General features: G+C 44.8%; 19 protein-coding genes and 1 pseudogene. All 20 read right to left on the bottom strand.

What is annotated here, in order from left to right:
* Window positions 1-20: 20 nt before the first annotated feature.
* The gene (locus B9A52_RS16465; protein WP_084121512.1) at window positions 21-326 is read right to left on the bottom strand and encodes a hypothetical protein; all 306 of its coding nucleotides are present in this window, start codon (window positions 324-326) and stop codon (window positions 21-23) included.
* Window positions 327-438: 112 nt separating this feature from the next.
* Window positions 439-855: a Fur family transcriptional regulator gene (locus B9A52_RS16470; RefSeq protein WP_084121513.1), complete on the bottom strand. Its 417-nt coding sequence runs from the start codon at window positions 853-855 to the stop codon at window positions 439-441.
* 12 nt (window positions 856-867) lie between these two features.
* The gene (locus B9A52_RS16475; RefSeq protein WP_084121514.1) at window positions 868-2,094 is read right to left on the bottom strand and encodes an efflux RND transporter periplasmic adaptor subunit; all 1,227 of its coding nucleotides are present in this window, start codon (window positions 2,092-2,094) and stop codon (window positions 868-870) included.
* A 27-nt stretch (window positions 2,095-2,121) separates the two neighbouring features.
* The gene (locus B9A52_RS16480; protein WP_084121515.1) at window positions 2,122-6,543 is read right to left on the bottom strand and encodes a CusA/CzcA family heavy metal efflux RND transporter; all 4,422 of its coding nucleotides are present in this window, start codon (window positions 6,541-6,543) and stop codon (window positions 2,122-2,124) included.
* Window positions 6,544-6,692: 149 nt separating this feature from the next.
* On the bottom strand, window positions 6,693-7,091 hold the full coding sequence (locus B9A52_RS16485) for a hypothetical protein (RefSeq protein ID WP_157370186.1): 399 nt from the start codon (window positions 7,089-7,091) through the stop codon (window positions 6,693-6,695).
* Between the two features lie 92 nt (window positions 7,092-7,183).
* A complete protein-coding gene (locus B9A52_RS16490; protein ID WP_084121517.1) occupies window positions 7,184-9,247 on the bottom strand; it encodes a copper-translocating P-type ATPase in 2,064 nt (687 codons plus the stop codon).
* A gap of 19 nt (window positions 9,248-9,266) precedes the next feature.
* A complete protein-coding gene (locus tag B9A52_RS16495) occupies window positions 9,267-9,851 on the bottom strand; it encodes a DUF2911 domain-containing protein (protein ID WP_231955261.1) in 585 nt (194 codons plus the stop codon).
* On the bottom strand, window positions 9,848-10,561 hold the full coding sequence (locus tag B9A52_RS16500; protein WP_084121518.1) for a PepSY domain-containing protein: 714 nt from the start codon (window positions 10,559-10,561) through the stop codon (window positions 9,848-9,850). The genes B9A52_RS16495 and B9A52_RS16500 overlap by 4 nt, the downstream gene beginning before the upstream one ends.
* A 4-nt stretch (window positions 10,562-10,565) precedes the next feature.
* Window positions 10,566-11,873 carry an APC family permease gene (locus B9A52_RS16505; RefSeq protein WP_084121519.1) on the bottom strand — a complete coding sequence of 436 codons (1,308 nt, stop codon included), beginning with the start codon at window positions 11,871-11,873 and terminating at the stop codon, window positions 10,566-10,568.
* Between the two features lie 10 nt (window positions 11,874-11,883).
* Entirely contained in the window at window positions 11,884-14,226 is a 2,343-nt protein-coding gene (locus tag B9A52_RS16510) for a multicopper oxidase domain-containing protein (protein ID WP_084121520.1), read from the bottom strand.
* Window positions 14,227-14,237: 11 nt separating this feature from the next.
* Window positions 14,238-14,609 (bottom strand): class I SAM-dependent methyltransferase, encoded by a 372-nt coding sequence (locus B9A52_RS26565; RefSeq protein WP_394334856.1) that lies wholly within the window; start codon window positions 14,607-14,609, stop codon window positions 14,238-14,240.
* A pseudogene (locus tag B9A52_RS16515) lies at window positions 14,572-15,156 on the bottom strand (class I SAM-dependent methyltransferase); the annotation flags it as partial. The gene B9A52_RS26565 and the pseudogene B9A52_RS16515, both read right to left, overlap by 38 nt.
* A 19-nt stretch (window positions 15,157-15,175) precedes the next feature.
* A complete protein-coding gene (locus B9A52_RS16520) occupies window positions 15,176-15,862 on the bottom strand; it encodes a heme-copper oxidase family protein (RefSeq protein ID WP_084121521.1) in 687 nt (228 codons plus the stop codon).
* Window positions 15,863-15,881: 19 nt separating this feature from the next.
* The gene (locus B9A52_RS16525; RefSeq protein ID WP_231955263.1) at window positions 15,882-16,346 is read right to left on the bottom strand and encodes a nuclear transport factor 2 family protein; all 465 of its coding nucleotides are present in this window, start codon (window positions 16,344-16,346) and stop codon (window positions 15,882-15,884) included.
* Window positions 16,347-16,370: 24 nt separating this feature from the next.
* Window positions 16,371-16,808, bottom strand: a complete 438-nt coding sequence (locus tag B9A52_RS16530) for a hypothetical protein (protein WP_084123564.1) — start codon at window positions 16,806-16,808, stop codon at window positions 16,371-16,373.
* Between the two features lie 92 nt (window positions 16,809-16,900).
* Window positions 16,901-17,287: a 5-fold beta-flower protein gene (locus B9A52_RS16535; protein WP_157370187.1), complete on the bottom strand. Its 387-nt coding sequence runs from the start codon at window positions 17,285-17,287 to the stop codon at window positions 16,901-16,903.
* Between the two features lie 143 nt (window positions 17,288-17,430).
* Window positions 17,431-17,931: a DUF3347 domain-containing protein gene (locus B9A52_RS16540; protein ID WP_231955264.1), complete on the bottom strand. Its 501-nt coding sequence runs from the start codon at window positions 17,929-17,931 to the stop codon at window positions 17,431-17,433.
* 152 nt (window positions 17,932-18,083) lie between these two features.
* Window positions 18,084-18,635: a potassium channel family protein gene (locus B9A52_RS16545; RefSeq protein ID WP_084121524.1), complete on the bottom strand. Its 552-nt coding sequence runs from the start codon at window positions 18,633-18,635 to the stop codon at window positions 18,084-18,086.
* Window positions 18,636-18,670: 35 nt separating this feature from the next.
* A complete protein-coding gene (locus B9A52_RS16550; RefSeq protein ID WP_084121525.1) occupies window positions 18,671-20,452 on the bottom strand; it encodes an efflux RND transporter periplasmic adaptor subunit in 1,782 nt (593 codons plus the stop codon).
* Between the two features lie 19 nt (window positions 20,453-20,471).
* Window positions 20,472-21,887: a TolC family protein gene (locus B9A52_RS16555; RefSeq protein WP_084121526.1), complete on the bottom strand. Its 1,416-nt coding sequence runs from the start codon at window positions 21,885-21,887 to the stop codon at window positions 20,472-20,474.
* Window positions 21,888-21,894: the final 7 nt, after the last annotated feature.

Here is a 21,894-nt window from a genome sequence, read left to right on the forward strand (position 1 = left end):
TGATCGGCCTGGGTTAAATTCTAAAATTCAATCTCGTTTTTGATAAAGTCCTTTGCGCCTTCCGGGCCTGATAATTCGAGCCAGACCGGAGAATCCTGATGGGCAACTGTAAGACCCAGTATTAAAAAGTCACAACAAAGCCGTTCGGTCTTGATGAAATTGTTCAGCAGATCTAGTGTTTGATCCGAGCTGTCAAATCTGTACCTGAACCCATTGGCAAGTTCCTGTTTTTCCAATACCCGCACTTTTAATGAAGCTATCACAGTAGCTTTTCTTTGCCTCAGCTCAGTAGTTGTGAGTTTGCAATTGATCGTGTTTTTGTCCATTGTGTTGGTTTTAAGAAGTCCGGGACATGGGTGATAATGAGCATTGAATCACACCCAGTTAAGTGTTTTACCTGAAAATACGTGTAAACCCAATGCACAGTAATTGCAATTTTCAACCTGTGCACTTCCCACAAACACCCTTTACCACCAGGTTGGCTTCTTCGCTTTTGAAGTTGGTCGGCAGATTAATTTCCGGGATTTTGCATTTGGGTAAACAGAAGGTTTCGCTGCATACGCGGCAATGAAAATGCACATGCAAGTCCCTTTCGATATTGCATTCACATCCCTCTTCGCAGAGAGCGTATTTAGGCGCTCCGGTACCGTCATCAATGCTGTGTACCAGTCCATTTTCCTGAAAGGTTTTCATGGTGCGGAATAGTGTCACCCTGTCAGACTTTTCAAATGCTTTTTCCAGGTCGGAAAGGCTGATGGCAGCCTCCTGACCAAACAGGGCTTCCAGCACCAACAGCCGCATGGCTGTTGGGCGAATGTCCTTTTCTTTGAGTTTATTTTCGAGTTCTTTGATCATAGTTTGTGCATTTTAGTGTTCATGTTCCGTTTCTCCTTTCTTCATCTCTGAAATCAGGTAATACGCATTGTTCCAGGCCACTTTAGCGTCTTTTGGAAGAGGTTCCAGCAGTTTGATTTCAACCCATCCGTCTTCGGTCATACCTGTTCGGATTTCCACGGCTTTAAACGCCCATTCGGTTTTGCCCTCTTCTTCATGCGCTTCCGCCATAAAAATGTAGGGCTTGCCCTCTTCTTCAATGATCGCACCTTCCGGTAATGCTTTTACTTCATTATTACCGGTTCGTATCTTACCGTTAATGTACATGCCGGGGATCAGAAATTCTTCTTTTTGATCGATCTCAGCATGCACATGCACCGCTCTCGGATTTTGCTCAAACTGCTTGCCTACCGAAAAAATTTTGGCAGTCAAAGTAGCCCCCGGAACAGACTCCACAGTAAAGGCTATTTTCTGACCTTCTTTAACTTTATATACATCCTTTTCGAACACCATCAGATCAGCATGGATATGGTCGGTATTGACGATCGTGAACATTTCAGTCTGAGGATCAACAAACTGTCCCACCTGAACCTTCACTTTTTCTATGTAGCCATTGATGGGACTTACCACAGGTACATATTGGTAGATATCTCCATCTTGCACTTTTTCTACATTCAGACTGAGCTGTTTCAACTGGGCTTCATAGCCTTTCACTTCCCCTTTCATCGCCTGGTAATCGGCCAGCGTTTCCTGGTAAGTTTTACCTGAGCCTACTTCTTCTTCATACAACCGTTTCTGCCGTTGCATCTCCTTTTCCAGGTATTGCAGGCGGCTATGGGCCTTCACATAGTTGGTTTGAAGGTTGGTCAGGTTGGGGTGGGAAAGGTAGGCCAATACCTGCCCCTTATTTACCTTGTCGCCCTCTATCACTTTTATGGAAGTAACATTGGCTCCCAGTATGGCTGTAACGGTGGCCTTATGCTGAGGTGGCACTTCCAACTGGCCGTTGGCCTCTACTGTCCCGGAGAGGGTTCGGGTGGGCAATGTATCCACTTTAATGCCCAGACTTTCAAACTTAAGGTTGGAAAGGTGGAGCTCCGCCATCCCTTCTTCGCTGTGGCCTTCTTCTTCATGTCTGCCTTCTCCTTCTGCATGATCTTCATGACCAGCTTCCTCAGTACCGGCCGATTTGCTGCCACATCCTGTAAATACCGATACCATAAGTACCAGCGCCAGTATGTATATGATTTGCTTTTTCATTGTTCTCTATTTTTTTATCTGTTGATGTTAATTTGATGTCCTTAAGTAGTATTCCAGTTGATAGCGGCTGTCCAGGTAGTTGCCAAACGCATCCCACGAGTCCACTTCTATGCGTATGGCATCCCGGATGTTTTGTAGAAACGTCACATAGTCAATAGCGCCTTCACGATAGGCCGCGATAGCCCCTGATCTTTGCTCCTCTGCCAGGGGAAGCGCTTCATCACGATAATAAACCCAGGAGTTGTGCCATTTCAAATACTGTTCTCTTGAATTCTGATAAGCTGTGTTTAGCTCCAGTTGAGTCTGGCGCAGGTTTTGGTTGGCTATATCCCTTTGGATTTTGGCAGACTGTGTCCTGCCCAGCTCAGGCCCGAAAAAGAGTGGAAAGCGTATCCCAATCTGATATTGATAAAAGCCGGGCTGTCCGTCAACCTGCTGCCAGCCATACTGCCCTTGCAACTGTGGGAGAAACTGTGATCGCCTTTCTTTGATTGTGGCATCTGCTACCTTTACCCGCTGTTTTGAAACATTGAGCAAAGGATGGCTTATCAGAGAATCCGCTGCATAATTTAGCGGTTGATCCAACTGACCAGCCGGGATATCCGGTACCGTAAAAAGCGTATCGTTGGCAAACCACAGGTTGAGCCTTTGCAAAGCGCTCAGGTAATCGCGGTAAGCCTGCTCTTTTTGAATTTGCACCTGGTTAGCCTGATTGGAGGTAGCCAGGTATTCCAGTTTGGAGGTTGCTTCTGTTTCCAGCCTGATACGGGCCGCCCGCTCAATATCGATAAAAATAGAATCGAGCCGCTGATAGACCCGATAAGTATTTTTCGCGGCATAAGCTATGCCCCAGGCACGGCTTACTTCACGCTCCAGCTCTATCACGGAGAGGTCAAGTGCTTTTTCAGCCAGTGCCACCCGTTCTTTCTGGAGCCTGAGCTTTGGCCCTATGCCAAAGATGTCAATCTGCTGTTGGATACCGATTTTGGTATATACTCCCTCAGCACTCATCTCTGAACCATTTCCTACCTCTTCTTTACCGGTAAACACTTGTGTGTTACCAAAGTCCCAGGCTGTTTTTTTCAGTACCTCCTGGTTTTCTATTTCCAGGCGAGCTGATTGAATTTTTGGATAACTCTCAATTGCCCTCTCCCTGGCTTGCTCTAATGTAATCGTTGGTAGGCTGTCATTCTTTTGTTCCTGCTGCTGGGCATTAGCCATAGCCGGTACACCAAACAATCCACCACAAATAATCAATATGATGATCACATTGACATTTGGTGCACTCAGGTTATTTCTTTTATCGCTTCTTCCTTCTACAAAAGTGTAAAGCACCGGCAGCACTACCAGCGTAAGCAAGGTGGCAGTAAGCATACCACCAATTACCACAGTAGCCAAAGGCCGCTGCACTTCTGCTCCTGCAGACGCTGAAAATGCCATAGGAAGAAATCCGAGAATATCCGTGGTTGCGGTAAGCATGATAGGCCTGATCCGTTCTTTAGTTCCTGTAAAAATGCGGTCCCTGATGCTGGTGACTCCTTCCTCTTTTAGGGAATTAAATCGGTTGATCAATACCAAACCGTTCAGGACAGCTACACCAAAAAGCACAATAAAACCAACTCCCGCTGAAATACTAAATGGCATATCTCTAACCCAAAGTGCAAATACTCCCCCAATAGCTGCCAGTGGAATAGCTATATAGATCATAATGGATTGAGAAAATGACTTTAGCGCAAAATAAAGCAGTATGAAGATCAAAAAGAGTGCTATGGGAACAACAATTGTTAACCTGCTTTTAGCCCGCTCAAGGTTTTCAAACTCCCCACCGTAGGAAATATAATAACCCGGAGGCAAGTCTAGTTGTGCATCCAGTTTTTCCTGAATATCGTTTACTACTGACTCCACATCACGACCTCTTGTATTGACCCCCACATAAGTGCGTCTATACGTATTGTCCCGGGAGATCTGCATGGGGCCAGGCACATAGCTAATGTCGGCCACTTCTTTTATCGGAACTTGGGTACCATCGGGTAGATCAATGTAGAGTGTGCGCAGGTCATCAATACTTTTCCGGTGCGCCTCATCAAAGCGGATGACCAGATCAAATCTTTTTTCACCTTCAAAAATCACCCCGGCCACACCACCTGCAAAGGCTGAACTCACATACTCATTGATCTTTTGAATGTCCAATCCATATTGGGCAATTTTATCCCGATTGTAACGAACGGTCATTTGGGGAAGTCCTGATGTACGTTCTGGGTTTACATCACCGGCTCCTGGCACGGTAGAAATTATATCCGCCATTTCCTGCACTTTTGCGGAAAGCACTTCCAGGTCTTCGCCATAGAGTTTTACGGCAATGTCCTCCCGTACCCCTTCCAGCAACTCATTAAAACGCAGCTCTACCGGCTGGGTAAATACCAGGTTAACCCCGGTCAGATTGGTTTCCAGCTTTTCCTTGATTTGCTCAATTAGCTCGTCCTTGGTTTCAGCTGAAACCCATTTATCTTTATCTTTTTCCAATATGAGGTACATATCGGCTATATCCATCGGCATGGGGTCCGTAGGGATATCGGCCACCCCAATTCTGGCAGTTACTGTTTTTATTTCGGGAAAACTTTCCAGCAACAGGTTCTCAATCTTGATTGATACCTCTTTAGACTCACTTAGGGAACTTCCGGGCCTGATGAGTGCCTGCATCGCGATATCTCCTTCATCAAGCTGTGGCACAAACTCCCCTCCCATACGTGAAAAAATGAAACCGGCTGCTACTAGTAGCACAATAGCTACGGTGATCACAATTGCTTTAAAACGCAGCGCACCTTTTAGCAAAGGCAAATAAACCCATTGAATGCCATCTATTATTTTATCACTAACCTTTTCCAGCCAGCGTTCAAATCGTCCAAACCAGTTCTTTTTGTTTTGAACAGGTTTCATAAACAAGGCCGACATCATCGGTACATACGTCAGACAAAGGAAAATGGCACCAATCATGGCAAAGCCAAATGTATAGGCCATCGGCTGAAACATCTTACCTTCCACCCCGGTAAGGAATAAGATGGGGGTAAATACAATGAGGATGATAATCTGTCCGAAAAAGGCCGATCCCATCATGGTGCTGCCTGAATCATAGGCCACCTCATCCATTACCTCCTGATTGAATTTTAACTTACCGGAGCGAATACGCTTTTGAATTTCATACACCGTGCCTTCAATGATGATCACCGCCCCGTCAATGATGATCCCAAAGTCAATTGCTCCAAGGCTCATCAGGTTGGCCCAAACATTGAATTGTTTCATTAAAATGAAGGCAAAGAGTAAGGAAAGAGGAATGGTGGTAGCTGTAATAATGCCTCCACGCAAACTGCCGAGCAGGAATACCAGGGCAAAAATCACGATCAGGGCTCCTTCAATCAGGTTGGTTTTTACCGTATCGGTAGTCCTGGAAATCAGATCGCTCTGGTCGATAATCGTATTGATCGTCAGACCTTCGGGAAGAGACTTTTCCACTTCTTCCATGCGTTCTTTTACATTCTGTATCACTGCATTCGGGTTGGAACCCTTCAGCATCATAATGATGCCACCAACTGCTTCTTTGCCATCCTGCGTGAAAGCTCCGTAGCGCACCTGGTGTCCGAAATGTACTTTTTCCGCCACATCACCTACAGTGACCGGGATGCCGTTTTCCGTTTTTATGACAATCTTCCGGATATCATCCAGGGAGCGCACCAGGCCTTCCCCCCTGATGAAGTTGGACATCCTGTTCTTTTCAATATAAGCGCCCCCCGTATTCACATTATTTCTTGCCAGGGCCTCATATACCTGGGAGATGCTCACGTTCAGGGCGTTGAGCTTCTCGGGATTGATCGCTATTTCATATTGCTTGATGTAGCCACCAAAGGAGTTAACTTCCACTACACCATCAAGTAGCGTCAACTGTCTTTTTACGATCCAGTCCTGTATGGTACGCAGCTCCATCGGGGAATACAATGAATCATAACCCTCCAGTGGCTGAATGGTGTATTCATAGATCTGACCCAGCCCGGTAGAGATCGGACCCATTGTGGGGCTGCCGAATTTCTCCGGTATGGTCTCTTTTAATTCGTTCAGTTTTTCCTGTACCAGTTGGCGGGGCAGGTAAGTGCCCATATCGTCTTCAAAAACGATGGTGACCACCGAAAGGCCAAACCGGGAAATGGAGCGTATCTCATCTACTCCGGGCAGGTTTCCCATAGCCAGTTCCACCGGGTAGGTTACAAACTGTTCAATATCTTCTGTGGCCAGGTTAGGCGATACGGTCATCACCTGTACCTGGTTATTGGTAATATCCGGGACCGAGCCCAGGTTGACTGTGGACATGGAGTAGATGCCTACGCCTATGAGCGCCAGCGTAAGCAGGCCAATGATCAGTTTGTTCTTGACCGAAAATTGAATGATTTTATCCAGCATTTATTTTGCATTTTGAATCCTGATTTTAATGAATTGAATGGGGCGAAAATGCCCATCGGAGGGATGCCGGACGGCAATAAAAAGACTAAATCTTTACTTCATTGCGCAGTGCAATGAAGTAAAAGGCTCATATTAAAGTGTCCGGTAAATCAGGCCTTGGGGGGCTGGAAAGGAGATTCTGAGTACTCAGAACAAAGAGAAAAATTATAATGACTACCCTTGGTTTGGGTAGAAAAGTGTAAAGTGGCTATTTCTGGCTGCCCCAGTAAAGGGGTCATGAAAATGTGGACGTGACAGCACTGGTGCTGGCCATGAAAGGGTAGATCATCGTGATCAGAATCATCGTGGTGCCCTTGAGCATCACCCGTATCATTGAAATAATCTTCAGCCAAAAAATCCAAAAATGAATCCCCATCAAATTCCTGATGTTCTTCGTAGTGATCAAAAAGGTTGGGGAGCTTTTGCAGCTCGCAACATAAATCCATACCAGGTGCCGTTGCCTGCATCAGGAACAGAAAACTGAACGATATGGATAAGATGGAATTCATTTGCCTGCAAATATACGCAAAATAAAGGTGCAAGGGTAGTGCATTTTTTTTCACTACCATTGCACTATCCTTATTTCAAAAAAATAGCAGCGTTATAACAACATCTTCCTTTTCAGCAATTGTGCATTAATGGCCACAATGACCGTACTCAGGCTCATGAATACTGCACCTATTGCAGGACTGATCACCAGACCTGGAATAAAGCCTGTGGCCAGCGGCAATGCAATCGCGTTGTAGCCGGTAGCCCAAGCGAGGTTCTGGATCATTTTGTTGTAGGTGGCCCTGCCAAACAGTACCAGGTTGGCAATGTCTTTTGGGTTGCTGTTGACCAATATGATATCGGCTGTCTCGGCAGCCACATCGGTACCGGAACCTACAGCAATGCCCACATTGGCTTGTGCCAATGCAGGGGCATCATTTACCCCATCACCCGTCATAGCCACAAAGTGGCCTTCCTTCTGAAGCTTCTTGATAATCTCTACTTTTTGGTGTGGAAGCACCTCGCTATAGTAGCCATCCAGCCCAAGTTTATCGCTTACTGCTTTGGCCGTTTTCTCATTGTCACCAGTGGCCATATACAGTTTCATACCTTTTTCCCGAAGCGTTTCGATGGCCTTGGAGCTTTCTTCCCTGATCTTATCCGACAGGGCAATGAACCCAATAAGTTTTTCTTCCCTGAGGGCAAACACTATGGTTTCAGCTGCATCAGAGCCAGCTTTTTCTGGTATCTCTATTTTGTTTTCCTTCAGGTACCTTGGGCTGACCACCTTCCAGCTTTTCCCATCGATCTTGCCCTGAATACCCTTGGCCGTCAGCGATTCAAAATTTTCAACCTTTTTCAATGTCAGACCTGCCTCTTTCGCTACTTTCACAATGCCTTGAGCAATTGGATGCTCGGACTGCTGCTCCAACGAAGCGGCAAAGGCCAATAGCTCTTCTTTGTCTATATCATCCGTCAGACTCTCATATCGTGAAACCCCAAACTTCCCTTCGGTCAGAGTCCCGGTCTTGTCAAATACCATTGCAGTAATTTTCCGGGCATTTTCAAAAGCGGTACGGTTACGGATTAGCAAGCCTTTGCTTGCGGAAACAGCTGTGGAAATTGCTACGACCAATGGAATGGCCAAACCCAATGCGTGTGGACAGGAAATAACCATGACGGTCACCATTCGTTCAAGGGCAAAATCAAGTGGTTTACCCAAGCTGATCCAGGTCACCAGCGTAGCTGTACCGGCACCAATGGCGATGAACGTGAGCCATCTGGCGGCAATGTTGGCCAGATTTTGGGTTTTGGATTTGGCTTTCTGAGCCTCTTCCACCAAAGTGATCACTTTGTTTAGGTAGCTTTCTTTGCCGGTTTTGGACACCTTTACTTTGATGGACTGGCTGCCATTTACCGATCCACCAATGACCTGGTCTCCTTTGGATTTTTTCACCGGCTTGCTCTCACCGGTGAGCATGCTTTCGTCCAGGTGGCTTTCCCCATCCACCACTGTGCCGTCCGCAGGTATTTTCTCATTGGCTTTTATCAGGATGATATCCTCCTTTTTCAGTTGATCAACCTTGATGTCCTTGATTTGGTCTCCTTGTACCAAATGCGCTTCGGAAGGCATCATCTGCACCAGTAATTCGAGCGCTCTTGATGCACCCATGACCGATTTCATCTCGATCCAATGCCCTAGCAGCATGATGACAATCAGAGTAGCCAACTCCCAGAAGAAGTCCATTCCCTCCAAACCAAAAACCACTGCCGAGCTGTACACGTAAGCCACGGTAATGGCCACTGCGATCAGGGTCATCATTCCCGGGTTTTTGTCTTTTAGCTCGTCCCAAAGTCCTTTGAGGAAAGGCCATCCTCCATAGAAAAAGAGGATAGACGAAAGGCCAAAAAGTACATACTGATCACCGAAAAAGGTAATCTCAAATCCAATTAATTGCTGGATCATGTGAGATAGTGCCAGAATCGGTACAGTGAGCACCAGAGAAATCCAAAAACGCTTTTTGAAATCTTCGATCATCATGGCATGGTGATCGTGGTGTCCATGCTGATGGTCTGATTTGTTGTTGGTTTGATGCCCTGATGAATGGGACTTTTTAGTCTCGCTACCATGCTCATGATGGTGATGCTTTTGATGGTCGTGGTTATGCTTTTCCATGAGTGAAAATTTTTAGTGTTTAATCTGTTTTAAAGGGAAGGGAAATACTGAGCTTTTCCCATGACATGCGGATAGCACCTGAGCCCTCTCCCTTGTCTTCAATGGTATAAGTTAGTCGTTCGGTAAGTGGCATTTCCGTTTCCGGTGTTACCTCAATCCTGATGACATCCTCTGCCTGGTCGTAATCATCTGCCAGGTGCTGCTCCCAGTTTTTGTTCAGGATCAATGTCCAACGTTCCTGTCCGGGAATGGTAAAGAACGCATATTTTCCTTTTGGGATCGTAGTTTCTTCGATTTGGATTACTTTGGAAAATTCTATCGTGGTGGCACTGTGTGCCCCGGTTACCCAAACCTCATCATAGGGTACTAAGCCTCCCCAAATGACCCTACCTCTAACGGCTGGTGAATGGTAGTTAATAGAAACATGGGCATTACCCACATTGCCATGCGCTTCCTGAGGAATGCTCTTTTTCGAGTTGTCCGATTGTTCAGTAGGTGCTTTTTCCGGCTGATGGTGCTCATGCTCACCGTGTTCGCTTTTTTTGTTTTGGCAGGATGCGATCAGCAATCCCAGTGCAAGTGTGTAAATCAGTTTGTTCATCATTTTTTCTTTTTAAGTTTTGAAGTGGTTTTTAAGAAAGTTTTAGAGGATACTGCGTAAAGTGTAAAGCCTGATAGCACTGTAAATAGGCCAAAGACTGAAAATGCCCTGAGCAGCCAATTGTTAAAGTTGTCCCGCCCGGCATAATCCATGGTGTGAAACATCCAAAGAAAGTCGAACCAGCGCCAACTGCTGTGCCTTACCCGCTCAAAGCGGCCATTGGAGGCATCTATGTATGCTACCAGTTTGTCGGGATGATCAAAGTGGACAGCCCAGGCTGGTAGCGGCCAGCCACGGTACTCATGATGGTTGCCGGTTTCATTAATCAGTTCTGTTTTCAGGATTTCCATGTTTTCTACGAGATGGTTCTTTGCGATTTCAGTCGCCTCTTTTTCGGTTATACCTTTCTTTATTTGCCCGGTTTCTGCATTAAAAAGCAGGCTATCGTTGACCCAATAATGCGGTTGGTGATTGATGTAGCGAAGCTCAAGGGATGAAATACCAATCGTTGAATCCAATTGTGCCGGACTGACCAAGTTCCTGGATGAATGCGGTATGACATGCTCATGGTGGAACTGGTCTCCATGGATTTCGTCAATATCCGTCCAACTGAAATAGAGGCCGCTGACCGTCCACCCAATAAACTGAATGCCTATAAAAATCCCCAGATACCGGTGTATTTTTCGGATGTAGTAGTTTCTGTTTCGTTTCATTTTTTTAGGTGGATTTATCTGTCCGACTTAAGAACCATTTTTCACCTGCGAAAACTAGTAGTATCACAGATGCAGAAACAAAAAGAACCAACAGGTCAGACGATGCCTTGATCCATAAGAACGCTGCCAATACGATGAAATCCAACACCATCGCTGTGAGTACAATTGTTCCATTGGCTTTCACCTCTTTCCTCAAATACTTATATACACCCCAATGAATAATGATGTCCATCACCAAATAAAAAATAGCTCCTATGGAAGCAATTCTGGTCAGATCAAAAAAAATAGTCAGGATAATAGCGATAAACACCACATACACCAACATATGCTTCTGTATTCGGCCTGACATGCCCAAATGACTATGTGGAATAAGTTCCATATCTGTAAGCATAGCCGTCATACGAGAGACTGCAAAAATGCTGGCAATCACTCCCGAAATAGTAGCTATAATGGCAATCGCCACAGTGAAGTAAAGTCCGTAACTACCGAAAGCAGGCTTGGCAGCTTCAGCAAGTGAGTAATCTTTGGCCTGAATAATTTCAGAGATTGTAAGGCTTGAGTTTACAGCGAAAGCAACCATAAAATACACCACTGTGCATATCAATAAAGAAATAATAATAGACCGGCCAACATTTTTTTTGGGTTCTGTAATTTCGCCACCACTATTAGTAATCGTAGTGAATCCTTTGTAGGCCAAAATGGAAAGTGCTAAAGCCCCAATATAACTGGTTGCTGAATAATCAGTGTTTTTGATGGCTTTTGGTATCAACCCTTCCAGAGAAAAACCCACTGCCCAGAGAGCTCCTATGGCAAAAATCAGAATTCCGATAATTTTGATAAATGACATGAACTGTGATGACTTTCCTATCAGCTTGTTGCCAGATATGTTAATCAAAAAAGCGCTAACCAAAAGAGCAACACCCAATATGGGAATCCAAAGTTCCTTGTTTTCAACTTCGAACAGTTGTAGGGTATAAGAGCCAAAAGTTCTGGCAACCAGGCTTTCGTTGATTACCATGGATAGTGCCATTAATAATGATGCAGAAGCTGTTATGGTTGATTTACCATAAGCTTTTTTCAAAATCATGGCTATCCCCCCAGCCGAAGGATAAGTATTAGAAACTTTGATGTAGGAGTAAGCACTAAATGCTGAAATGAGAGCTCCCAAAACGAAAATGTAAGGAAACCAGGTCCCTGACAGTTCAGCCACCTGGCCCAATAATGCAAAGATTCCTGCACCGATCATTACACCAGTGCCTAAAGCAATTGATCCTAATAAACTTAAACTTCCTTTTTTATAACTTTCTTCCATAACTTCCTAATTAAAACATGACAGATAATCCGCCCCCTGCTCCGAAGCGGTTGTCATAGCTTGTCATCAGTGAAAAATTCTTAGAAAGCATGTATTGTGCACCGGCACTCCATACAATTTCTTCTTTGTAATTTTGGCCGGCCTCCAGACCGTTTACCAATCCTGCATCAATTTGATATTCGTAATAGCCAAAAATTGATAACTTCGGAAATATCATCAGCGATCGACCGATTCCAATTCTAGGCCGAAGCTCATTATCTATCCTTAGGTCAACATTGAACATATAAGGTGTAAACCACCGGATACCAGCCACGGCAATTGTCTTCATATCATCCAAACTATTCCTGGTGGTATTCTCAACATTAATACCTCCAAAAACCCTCAAATAATCGTACAGATAATACTCATAAGAAAATTCAGCTTCCAGGTTCTGATTCCATCCGTATTCCATTGATAAATTGAATTGATTGCGGATGTTTGAGGTGGTCAGATTTACGGTTGTATTATGTGAAGCAACATCTGCCATTCCCCAACTATAGAAGCGGTTGGTTTCGTGAATCAGTTTGGAAATTGGAAAGGGTTTCATTCTAGGGTCTTCCGGGGTATCATAGCTGACTACACGTGCCATTCCTCCCATCACGTGATAAAGAAGATGACAATGAAAGAACCAATCTCCATATTCGTTCCCGTAAAACTCAATTGTAACTTTCTGCATCGGGGGTACATTCACCGTATGCTTCAGGGGCGAGTAGTCCCCGTTTTCGTTGATGACACGGAAAAAATGGCCGTGTAAGTGCATAGGGTGGTGCATCATAGTCAGGTTATTGAGGGTGATTCGGGTAATTTGCCGCTCTTTGATTTTTATCTTGTCAGTTTCTGACAGTGGAATCCCATTCATGCTCCAGATGTAGCGGTTCATATTCCCAGTAAGATTGAGCAGGATTTCATTGACTGGAACATCCTTTTCGTAAACCGTTTTATTAGGTGATTTGAGGTAATTATAATTGTATTCTGAAAACATGTCCATGTTTTCCATCCCGGGCATTTCAGCCATGGGAGCACTTGGCGGATCCATTTTGGAGTTTTTATCATCAGACATATCCATTGAGGAATGATCCATTTGGGAGACCTCTTCCTTATTTCCGGCCATATTCATACCCGGCATATCATTATCCGGGTTTTTGTCGCCTTTCATTTGCATTCCCCAGTTCTCCATCATTTTTTGGGGATCGTCCTTTTTAGGATTAAATTTTAGGGCAGGAGCCCCCATGCGCATGTCCATTTTTGCCATTTGCATCATCATCCCTATTTTATCAGGGCGGGGAACATCTTCGGCTGCTAAAACTTCTCCTTGGCCCAAAAAAGCAGAGGCTGTTCCTGAACCATCCTGAGCGGTGGCCCGAAATTCCATCTTTCCACTTTCCGGAATACTTACAATAAAATCGTAGGTTTCCGCAATGGCAATAAATGTTTTATTGCGCTTGACCGGCTCAACATTTAGTCCATCGGCCGCAACTAAGGTCGGCTCTTCACCACCAAACGTCATCCAAAACGAGGTAGAAGCTGCCCCGTTAATAATTCTAAGCCTAACCTTTTCTCCGGGTTTGAAATTGGGATATTCCTGAACTTGTTCACCATTAACTAAAAAGGCAGGATAATATATATCGGCAATGTCTGCACTTTCCATTCTCTGCCTCCAGAAATTTAACTGTGCTCCCATTGCACCTCTGGCAATAACCTGATTTAAGGGGGTAGCCGTACCTTTTCGCCAATTGTACCATTCAGTTCCTCGTTTCAAAAAACGGAGTACGTTCATGGGCTTTTCATTTGTCCAGTCAGATAGCATTATGACAAGTTCTTTATCGTAAGCCAGGGTTTCTTCTTTGGGATGGATGACGATAGAGCCAAAAACACCACTCTGCTCTTGCAGCATGGTATGTGAATGATACCAATAGGTACCGGCTTGTTTCAGGGGAAATTCGTACTTCTGTGTTTCCCCAGGCGCGATGGGCGGAGTGGTGAGGTAAGGAACCCCGTCATAAAAATTTGGCAACAACAAACCGTGCCAGTGAATGGAAGTTTCTTCATCCATCTCGTTTTTTACATATATTACGGCATATTCACCTTCAGTAAAAGTAAGTGTGGGTCCCGGGACACTGCCATTAATGGCCATTCCCATGACTTCTTTGCCTGCCTTGTTCACTGCCAGCTCATTTATGGAAATGGCATATTCTCTTACAGGAAGATTATCAGTGTTGCCTTCGACTGATTTTTCAGTGAGGTTTTGTGCCCTCGTAGACAGGCTAAGCAACGAAAAAGAAATGGTCAAAATATAGTAGAATCTTAAGTTCATGATTTCCGTAATTAAATTTGATTTTTGATTTTCAATGATTTAGTTCCCTCATAATAGCAAAATGACCCGATCCTGGTATTAATAAAGCCTGTCTCCTGCACATCCGAAAACCCTGCCTCACGGATGTAATCCGGCAGCAAGCCCTTCACATTGGCTGTGGTGGTTTTGAAACCGTCCAGAAGCTGCACGGTGTAAAAAACTGTGCGCATCCATCGGTTCTTTGCCTTGCCCCAATCGCCAATGATGAGCTTGCCGCCCGGCTTCAATACACGGTAGATTTCCCTGAAACAATGTGGCCTTGGTTTCATCATCCAATTGGTGAAATACCAGACAACTGTAAGCCTTGTCAAAAACAGCATCATCATAGGGAAAAATATCTCCATTGTAGAGTTGGAGGTCAACCAAGATGTCTTTGTCTTTGAGTTTTGAAAAAGCTATTTCCCTTACTTTCGGATCAATGTCCAATCCGAAAAATGAAGAGTTGGGAGACTGTGAAGAGGCAATCGCCAGATTGGCTCCTGTACCATAACCAAATTCAAAAATTTGCTCCAGAGGTTCGGGTTTTAAACGGTTAATTAACTCGTTTCTAAATTTCTTTTCCGGCATGGTGATGCGTATGGTAGCATCGTACCATGCTGTAAGAAAATCATACCCGAGTGCGGGGATGAATTTCTTCTCAGACTTATGTTCATCATGGTTCATTTTTTCTCTCAATTGTTTTTGTTCTAATTTTTCCCAGCCTTGGCTGACCAAACATTTATGTGAGCCGAATGCACAAAAAATGCAGCATTGATCGCCCTGAACCGTAATCTCGCATTCGCATCCCTTACAAATGAAGCTATCCAGCCGCTCGTTATAAGGTATTCTGCGAACCTGCTGCTGGCCACATACCGGACAGGTAAGTACCGAATCAAAAAATAACCCAGGCATACTGGTGATTTCAAGTCAATTAGTGGTCATGCTCCAGTTCTAAAAATTTACCTTCCGGACCTACACCTTCTATGTGTACCAATTGTGCTCCGTAATGCCCTGCATGTGCCACAGCATACGCTGCGCTCAATAGCACAACTGCCACAATAGCCATTGCCCATCTTTTCGATTTGAAAATAAATAGATTGATCCCTTGTAACAGCAGGCCGATAAACCCAAGATTGATTGTCCAGTCAGCCCAGAAGTCGTGTTGTTCCAATACGAGCTTGGCATGTTCTGTTAGTCCGTGAGTATGCGGATGGAAGTTTCTGCCAGCTAAGTAGGCAGCTACAAAACCTACCAGCACCATAGCGAATGCTGTCCACGCCAATTCCCTTTTGATGAAAAAGATATTGACGACCGCCAGAATGGCTCCCACAATCAGCAATACAATAGCGAAATGCACAATTAACGGATGGATTGTGGGAAAGTCCGCAAGATCAGCCGTGACCTTTTTTTCGTGGTGTGCATCTTGTGGATGCGCATCATGGCTGTCTGCCTCGCTGGTATGGGTGTGGTCTTTATGCCCTTCCTCGGTGGAATGAGCATTCATCACGGTATCCGCTTGTTGGGCGGTACTGTCTTGTTTGCTTTTGTGGCCGTCATGAGCCGATACGGTTGCCGTAGCAAATAATACCAGTACAACTGCTTTTAGAGTATTTTTCATTGTCATATTATTTAGTTGGTTAATGATTGGTCTGTGGTTTTCTTGCTGATGAATGGGTTTGCCATATTTTCCATTGACCGTTTTCTTTTTTCAAAATGCTGGTGGCAACTCCTTTTCGCTCAATAACTGACTTGTCCTTGCTTAGCACAATGGTGTATTTGTAGGTTTCAGTAGCAAAGGCAAATGGCAAAGCGACTTCAATGGCTACTTCATAGTCACTAAACTTGAAAGATTCGAAATGATGGAGCTCCGGGCCCAGGTGGTTGGCCAGATAGTCCTGATATCGGCCTTCAACTTTGCCTGATTCAATAACAATTGATTGCGATACAAATAAATTACCTGTGCCCGTTGTGTCGAGGCTTTCAATGGCCTGTTTGTATGATTCCAGGACTTGTTTTACCTTGTTAATTTCATCCGACTGTTGCGCTTGAGTCTTCACGGCCACTATGGCAGCAAGACCTAAAAAAAGCAGTTTCAATTTCATGGATTTTGGGTTAAAGGATTGTTTTTAGTTTTTCTTAAATGCGTTGTAATTAGCCTCTGATTCAAAGTAGGCAACTGCACCTTGTTGGTTAGTCACTACTATAAATGCTTCTGATTTATCTACAGGATTACCACTATAGGGGTCAATCGCGATCCTTGCGCTTTCCAGGTTGTTAAGCTTATCCACGCACATTTCACAGCAACCATAATAGGTTTTGCCATTGACCGGTACCGGGATTTGGGCTACACCCATATAGGCGTCATTGACCATACATACCAGGCTTGGTTCAACTGGTCGCTCAATTTCATCCTGGATATAGCTGACAGAAGGCTTTAGCTGCTGATGGTTAATCCAATACACCAATGCTGTGGCTGTCACTAATAATGCCGCAATGGTCAGGTAGACATACACCAGATTCCGGGTAGATGTCTTAGGGTTGTCCTTGTTGGTTTTCTTCTTCATGACTTTTCTGTTTGGTGCCTGATGGAAGAGTGGCGGCAGGATTGTATGCATGACAACCTACACAAGAGCCACTCTCCAACAGGGCTTTAATTTTACTTATCTTCCTCTTTTTTCATTTCCTGTTCCAAGAAGAAACAGTGAGCAGCACACGCATGTAGTTTATAGTTTTTGTGTACCGTGCCTTTCTTGTGACCTTCCAGATCCAGGATTTCACATTTATCACCCATCGTTTTGGTACTCAAAATGAAAACTCCATCATTGTTGTAATAGCGGCCATCTTTTTTGGCTTTGCCCAGGGAATTTCCTTCAGCATCATACACTTTACCATTTTTGATAAAGCCCAGTTTTTGACCCTGATTGTTAAAGACTATGTCTTCTTTACTGATGTACCCGAGTTTGGTGCCCCGGTCATCCGATACCTCGCCTTTTCCATTGATATGTATAAGGCGTTGCTCTGTCTTGCTACTTGGCTGTGCCAAGACCCCCATGTGCTACCAGCAGCATTCCTCCAAGGAATACGATGCTGAAAATGATGTTCTTTTTCATTTCTCATTGATTTGTGCCTGGTGTAAGGATCGGGCTCAGCTTATCGTGAACCCAATCCCTTATGCCAGGACTTGTGTCAGTTAATTGTCTCTTTTACGCTTCCGCACTTCAGCATCTTGTCACCGAAGTAGGGGTTGCGGATATCCTTTTCATTGGAAAGCCAATAGCCTCCTGTGTTGCCGTTGGCCATGGGGCAGTATTCCAGATAGAGTTCTCCCATGCTGATATCAGCACCCTTCACCAAAGTGGCCATCTCATTGCTTAAGGCGGTGAAAGCCTTTCGCTGGTTTTCCAGTGAACCTGCCTGCGCAACTTTGGCCGCCTCTATATGGACTTTATCACTTCCTTTTACATTGTGAAGAGCTTTCACCAAAGATTCAGAAGCAGATTTTGCTTGCTGAAAATCAGAGGCCACCAAAGCATTCTTCAAATGAATGTAGTGCGTGTAGGAAGAACCCAATGCCTTGTCTTTAAACATTGGTTCCATCGTTTGACTGCTTGTTTGTGCACCATGCGCTGCATGGTCGTGTTGTGCGTTTGCTCCCCAGCTTACTAAAGCCAGGCATAGCATGATCATTGTTTTTTTCATTTTTCTATTTGTTTAAAGGTTAAATACTTGAATCAGGGCTAAACCAGTGACCAGAAGAATGACTATTCCTCAGGCAATCCGGCTGCCCCATTTTTTTATTGTTGAAGGAGCTTTTTCATCTCCTGTTTTACAGCAAGTTTTCATTGAATTGTATTTGATATTTTATGTTGAATCAACTTGATATTTGAAAGGCCAAAAATCACGAGCAGGAAACTTAGACCTACTTCCATCATGACTAGCAACTTGGCAGGAATAGAAAGAGGCACAATGTCCCCATATCCTAGGGAAGTGAAAGTGACAACACTCAGATAGAAGTAATCAAAGAGCCTTTTCCAAGAAGACATGTTGGTATTATCACTTATCCCTTTAAATGATTGCCTGTCAAACTCTGCCAAACAGGAGAAATCTGTTGCAAATGAGAAGCTCATTAAGACTACCAGTAATGCAAAAATCAAAAGCACCTCACTGATTCCAGCAAGGCGGTTCATCAAAGCCTGCATCTTTCGGAAGGTGAAGAAGGTGAAGAAAATGACCTTGCAAAGAGCCAGTACCGGAATAAGTATAATAATCGATCGGGTGCTGTGGTCGATGTACTTCATTAATAACACATAAACCAGGAAGACTATACTAATAAACAGAATGGTTATGCTTGATTTATTTACCAATTGCCCGATGAACTTCAATAATTTCATTGCTTCAAATTTTAACTTGGATTTATCCGTAATTTTTAGTGATTATGACCACCAGCTGCTTGCTTGGCAGGGCCTCCTTCCTCAAAAACTTTTTGGCCTTTGAGATAAGTCTTTTTTACCTCACCACAGGAGAGCATGGACTCACCAAAATATGGGTTTCGGATTTCTTCAGTTTCACTTAGCCAAAAAGCCCCTTTGTTGTCGAAAGCCATCGGGCAGAAATCTTTGAACACTTTGTCTTTTTCCAGTCCGAAGGATTCGGTGACTTCCAGCATGTTTTCAGAGAGCATTGAGAAATGCTGCCTTAGGCCGACAAGGGTTTCTTCACCCTGCATCATTTTGGCTGCCTCAGCCAGCTGCTGCTTCAGCGCCATCCAATGATCATGGGTCTTGCCCTTCAGCCCGTCCATACTTACCTTGCCCAAGGCTAAGTCCAATTGGCTCAGGGCGGATTTTGTAGCCTTTGTATCATCCGCCACCAAGCCATCTTTGATTTTGAAGTATGCATCAGCCAAGGCTGTGATTTGTTGACGGAAAGACTGGGGAACTTCCATAGTTTTGGTTTTTGGTCGCATGAGCATGCTGTAGTTCCCTGAAAGCTGTGCGGCAGCATCAATGGAAAATACTCCATTGGTTACTATTTCTTCTCCAGCTTCAAGGCCAGCTTCCACTAAGTACATTTCGCCCATACGGGAACCTATGGTGATTTCCCGCATTTCAAATGCTGGAAACTCTGAGTCCTGCACTTTTACATACACAATGGATCGTTTTCCTGACCAAAGCAAAGCTGTACGTGGTATGGCCAAAGATGATTGTCCTTTCCGAAGCGTAGTTTTTACCCGTGCATTGATGAACATCTCAGGCCGCAGTTCTCCACTTCTGTTATTAGCTTCTGCCCGAACGGAGGCTGCCCGGGTGCCGGGATTGATGACCGGGTCTATGTAAGTGACCTTTGCTGTGAATGTTTGTCCGGGGATCCCGGCAGCCGTAAAGCTTACTTCATCACCAATTTTTACAAATGGCAGATCGGATTCGTACGCATCGATCATGATCCACACCCTGCTCAAATCCACAACATCAAACAGTATGGATCCGGTGTTTACATAATCGCCTACTGCAATGTTTCGCTGGGTTACGATCCCGCTTTTATCTGAAAGCACATCAAACTGATCCCTAACTTTTCCTGTTTTTTCTATCTCATCGATTTGGTTTTCATTGAGTTTCCACAACCTTAACTTTTCACGTGCAGCAGTGTAGAGCTGGGGGTAGGTCTCTTTAGTGGAGGCAGCTTCCAATAATTCCTTTTGGGCTGTAACCAACTCAGGCGAATAAATGGTGGCCAATCGTTCCCCGGTTCTTACGACCTGCCCTGTGAAGTTTACAAAGAGCTGCTCTATTCGCCCGGGAAATTTTGCCGTAACGGAAGCCAACTGGCGTTCATCGGCCTTCACTTTGCCTGTGAGGAAAAGTTCCCCCTCTGGGGAAACTCCCGTCACCCTTGAGGTATGGATATTGGCCATAGCCACTGCTTGGGGGGTCATTTCATGTATCATCGGATTGGCATCTGCTGCCGATCTTTTGGATGATGCCGGTATCAGGTCCATTCCGCAAATCGGACAGCTCCCCGGTTCCGAGAGCCTGATTTGTGGGTGCATGGAACATGTCCATATCTGGCCGTCTTCCGACAGCTCGTGCTGATGAAATTCTTCATCTTGGTGGTCTGAAGATGGTTTTATCCACCATCCCATCAGTCCTCCCAGCACTACTGCCATTAGTATGATAAGGAGGACTTTTTTGTTTTTAAATATTTCTTTCATTGTCTTAAATGTTAAAATGTCAGTTGAGATTGGAGGCAGCCAGGTTTTCAAGCACTGCCAGCGTAGTATATTGATCTACAATTGCAGTGATCCATCGGAGTTGATAGTCGAGCAACTGTTGTTGTACCCTAAGGACTTCTTCAAATTCCCTTCCCTCTGTCGAATATGAAATCATCAGGAGATTTAAGGTTTGTCTGGCCAAGTCGGTCTGTTCCCTGTATAAGCGTACCCTTCTTTGGGCGTCATCCAAGGTGCGCATGGCACTAGCCCATTCTGTAGAAAGCTGGTTGACCGTATTTTCCCTTCTTTGCTGCACAGCGGTTTGCCTCAACTCTGCTTCTTTTTGCAGGGCATTGTATTTTTTTCTATAAATTGGGATGGATAAGCGTACCATTGGCATCACCATATCATCACCGCCCATGGGCGTTCCGTTTTCGGTTCGTGGGCTAAAAGGCATGTAGGTAACTCCAGCCCCCAGCATGGGCCTTCCTTCAAGTTTGGCCATTCTTTTTTGTGCTTCATAAGCCTCCTCTTCCGCATCCAGCATCTTCAGCATGGGATTGTTTTGGGTAATGCTGTCCAATAGTGCCAACCGCGCTATGTTTAAGGGAAAGTCATCCAATGTGTCAGATATGGTCACTTTATCATTGATGTCCCGATTGAGCAGCTGGTTGAATTCAGCCTGCAAGGGAAATCTGGAATCCAATAGCAATGCCAGCGTGTTTTCCAATTCTTTGATTTCCATCCTTACTCTAAGCACATCGCTCATTCCTGATCCGCCACCCCCCATTGAGGGAGAAGTGGAAGATGTACTCCTGCCTGCTGTAGATGCGCCTTTTGCACCAGGATTCGTACCACTGCCCATATTGCCCATTCCACCGGAAGATGATGATCCGGATTCTTCCTTCATTGATGCATTCCTTTGCATACCTCCTGAACCGGAACTTGTACCGGCACTTTGAAAACGTATCAATGCCAACCTTTCATATTGGTTCAGGATATCCAGGTTCTCCTGAACAATCCTGATTTCTTCTTCAAGCTCGTAAAGCCGGTACCAGGTGTTTTTTACTTGAAAAACCAGTCGATTTTGGACATCCTGGAATAATTCAAACCGGGCGAGGGCCATTTTACTGGCCTCATCTTTTCTGGCACCCAGGGTGCCAAACCAGGGGAACATTTGCATCAATTGGAGCTGTGCCCTTTGGTTTCCCATGGGGAACTCCATTGGCCTCAGGAAAAAGCCCATATCCAGTTCAGGATCGGGTAAAGAGCCTACCTGTGGCACACGCTCCAGGGCTGCGCTATAATCATTGAAGTAGGCTTTCAGCTCAGGATTATTCTCTGCGGCAATCCGAAGGTATTCTTCCAGACTTTGTGAAAGTCCGGGAACCTGTACCCCCAGACAGAAAAGCGCTATTATTACTAATTTTCTCATGTCTTCT

It is taken from the genome of Aquiflexum balticum DSM 16537, assembly GCF_900176595.1.
Lineage (GTDB): Bacteria > Bacteroidota > Bacteroidia > Cytophagales > Cyclobacteriaceae > Aquiflexum > Aquiflexum balticum.

Bases quoted from the DNA above. Each gene is read 5' to 3' on its own strand.
- B9A52_RS16470 (WP_084121513.1), bottom strand. From the start codon at position 855: ATGATCAAAGAACTCGAAAATAAACTCAAAGAAAAGGACATTCGCCCA.
- B9A52_RS16550 (WP_084121525.1), bottom strand. From the start codon at position 20,452: ATGAAAGAAATATTTAAAAACAAAAAAGTCCTCCTTATCATACTAATG.
- B9A52_RS16530 (WP_084123564.1), bottom strand. From the start codon at position 16,808: ATGAAGAAGAAAACCAACAAGGACAACCCTAAGACATCTACCCGGAAT.
- B9A52_RS16490 (WP_084121517.1), bottom strand. From the start codon at position 9,247: ATGGAAAAGCATAACCACGACCATCAAAAGCATCACCATCATGAGCAT.
- B9A52_RS16520 (WP_084121521.1), bottom strand. From the start codon at position 15,862: ATGAAAAATACTCTAAAAGCAGTTGTACTGGTATTATTTGCTACGGCA.
- B9A52_RS16545 (WP_084121524.1), bottom strand. From the start codon at position 18,635: ATGAAATTATTGAAGTTCATCGGGCAATTGGTAAATAAATCAAGCATA.
- B9A52_RS16510 (WP_084121520.1), bottom strand. From the start codon at position 14,226: ATGAACTTAAGATTCTACTATATTTTGACCATTTCTTTTTCGTTGCTT.
- B9A52_RS16500 (WP_084121518.1), bottom strand. From the start codon at position 10,561: ATGAAACGAAACAGAAACTACTACATCCGAAAAATACACCGGTATCTG.
- B9A52_RS16505 (WP_084121519.1), bottom strand. From the start codon at position 11,873: ATGGAAGAAAGTTATAAAAAAGGAAGTTTAAGTTTATTAGGATCAATT.
- B9A52_RS16525 (WP_231955263.1), bottom strand. From the start codon at position 16,346: ATGAAATTGAAACTGCTTTTTTTAGGTCTTGCTGCCATAGTGGCCGTG.
- B9A52_RS16465 (WP_084121512.1), bottom strand. From the start codon at position 326: ATGGACAAAAACACGATCAATTGCAAACTCACAACTACTGAGCTGAGG.
- B9A52_RS16540 (WP_231955264.1), bottom strand. From the start codon at position 17,931: ATGATCATGCTATGCCTGGCTTTAGTAAGCTGGGGAGCAAACGCACAA.
- B9A52_RS16475 (WP_084121514.1), bottom strand. From the start codon at position 2,094: ATGAAAAAGCAAATCATATACATACTGGCGCTGGTACTTATGGTATCG.
- B9A52_RS26565 (WP_394334856.1), bottom strand. From the start codon at position 14,609: ATGGAGATATTTTTCCCTATGATGATGCTGTTTTTGACAAGGCTTACA.
- B9A52_RS16480 (WP_084121515.1), bottom strand. From the start codon at position 6,543: ATGCTGGATAAAATCATTCAATTTTCGGTCAAGAACAAACTGATCATT.
- B9A52_RS16495 (WP_231955261.1), bottom strand. From the start codon at position 9,851: ATGATGAACAAACTGATTTACACACTTGCACTGGGATTGCTGATCGCA.
- B9A52_RS16555 (WP_084121526.1), bottom strand. From the start codon at position 21,887: ATGAGAAAATTAGTAATAATAGCGCTTTTCTGTCTGGGGGTACAGGTT.
- B9A52_RS16485 (WP_157370186.1), bottom strand. From the start codon at position 7,091: ATGAATTCCATCTTATCCATATCGTTCAGTTTTCTGTTCCTGATGCAG.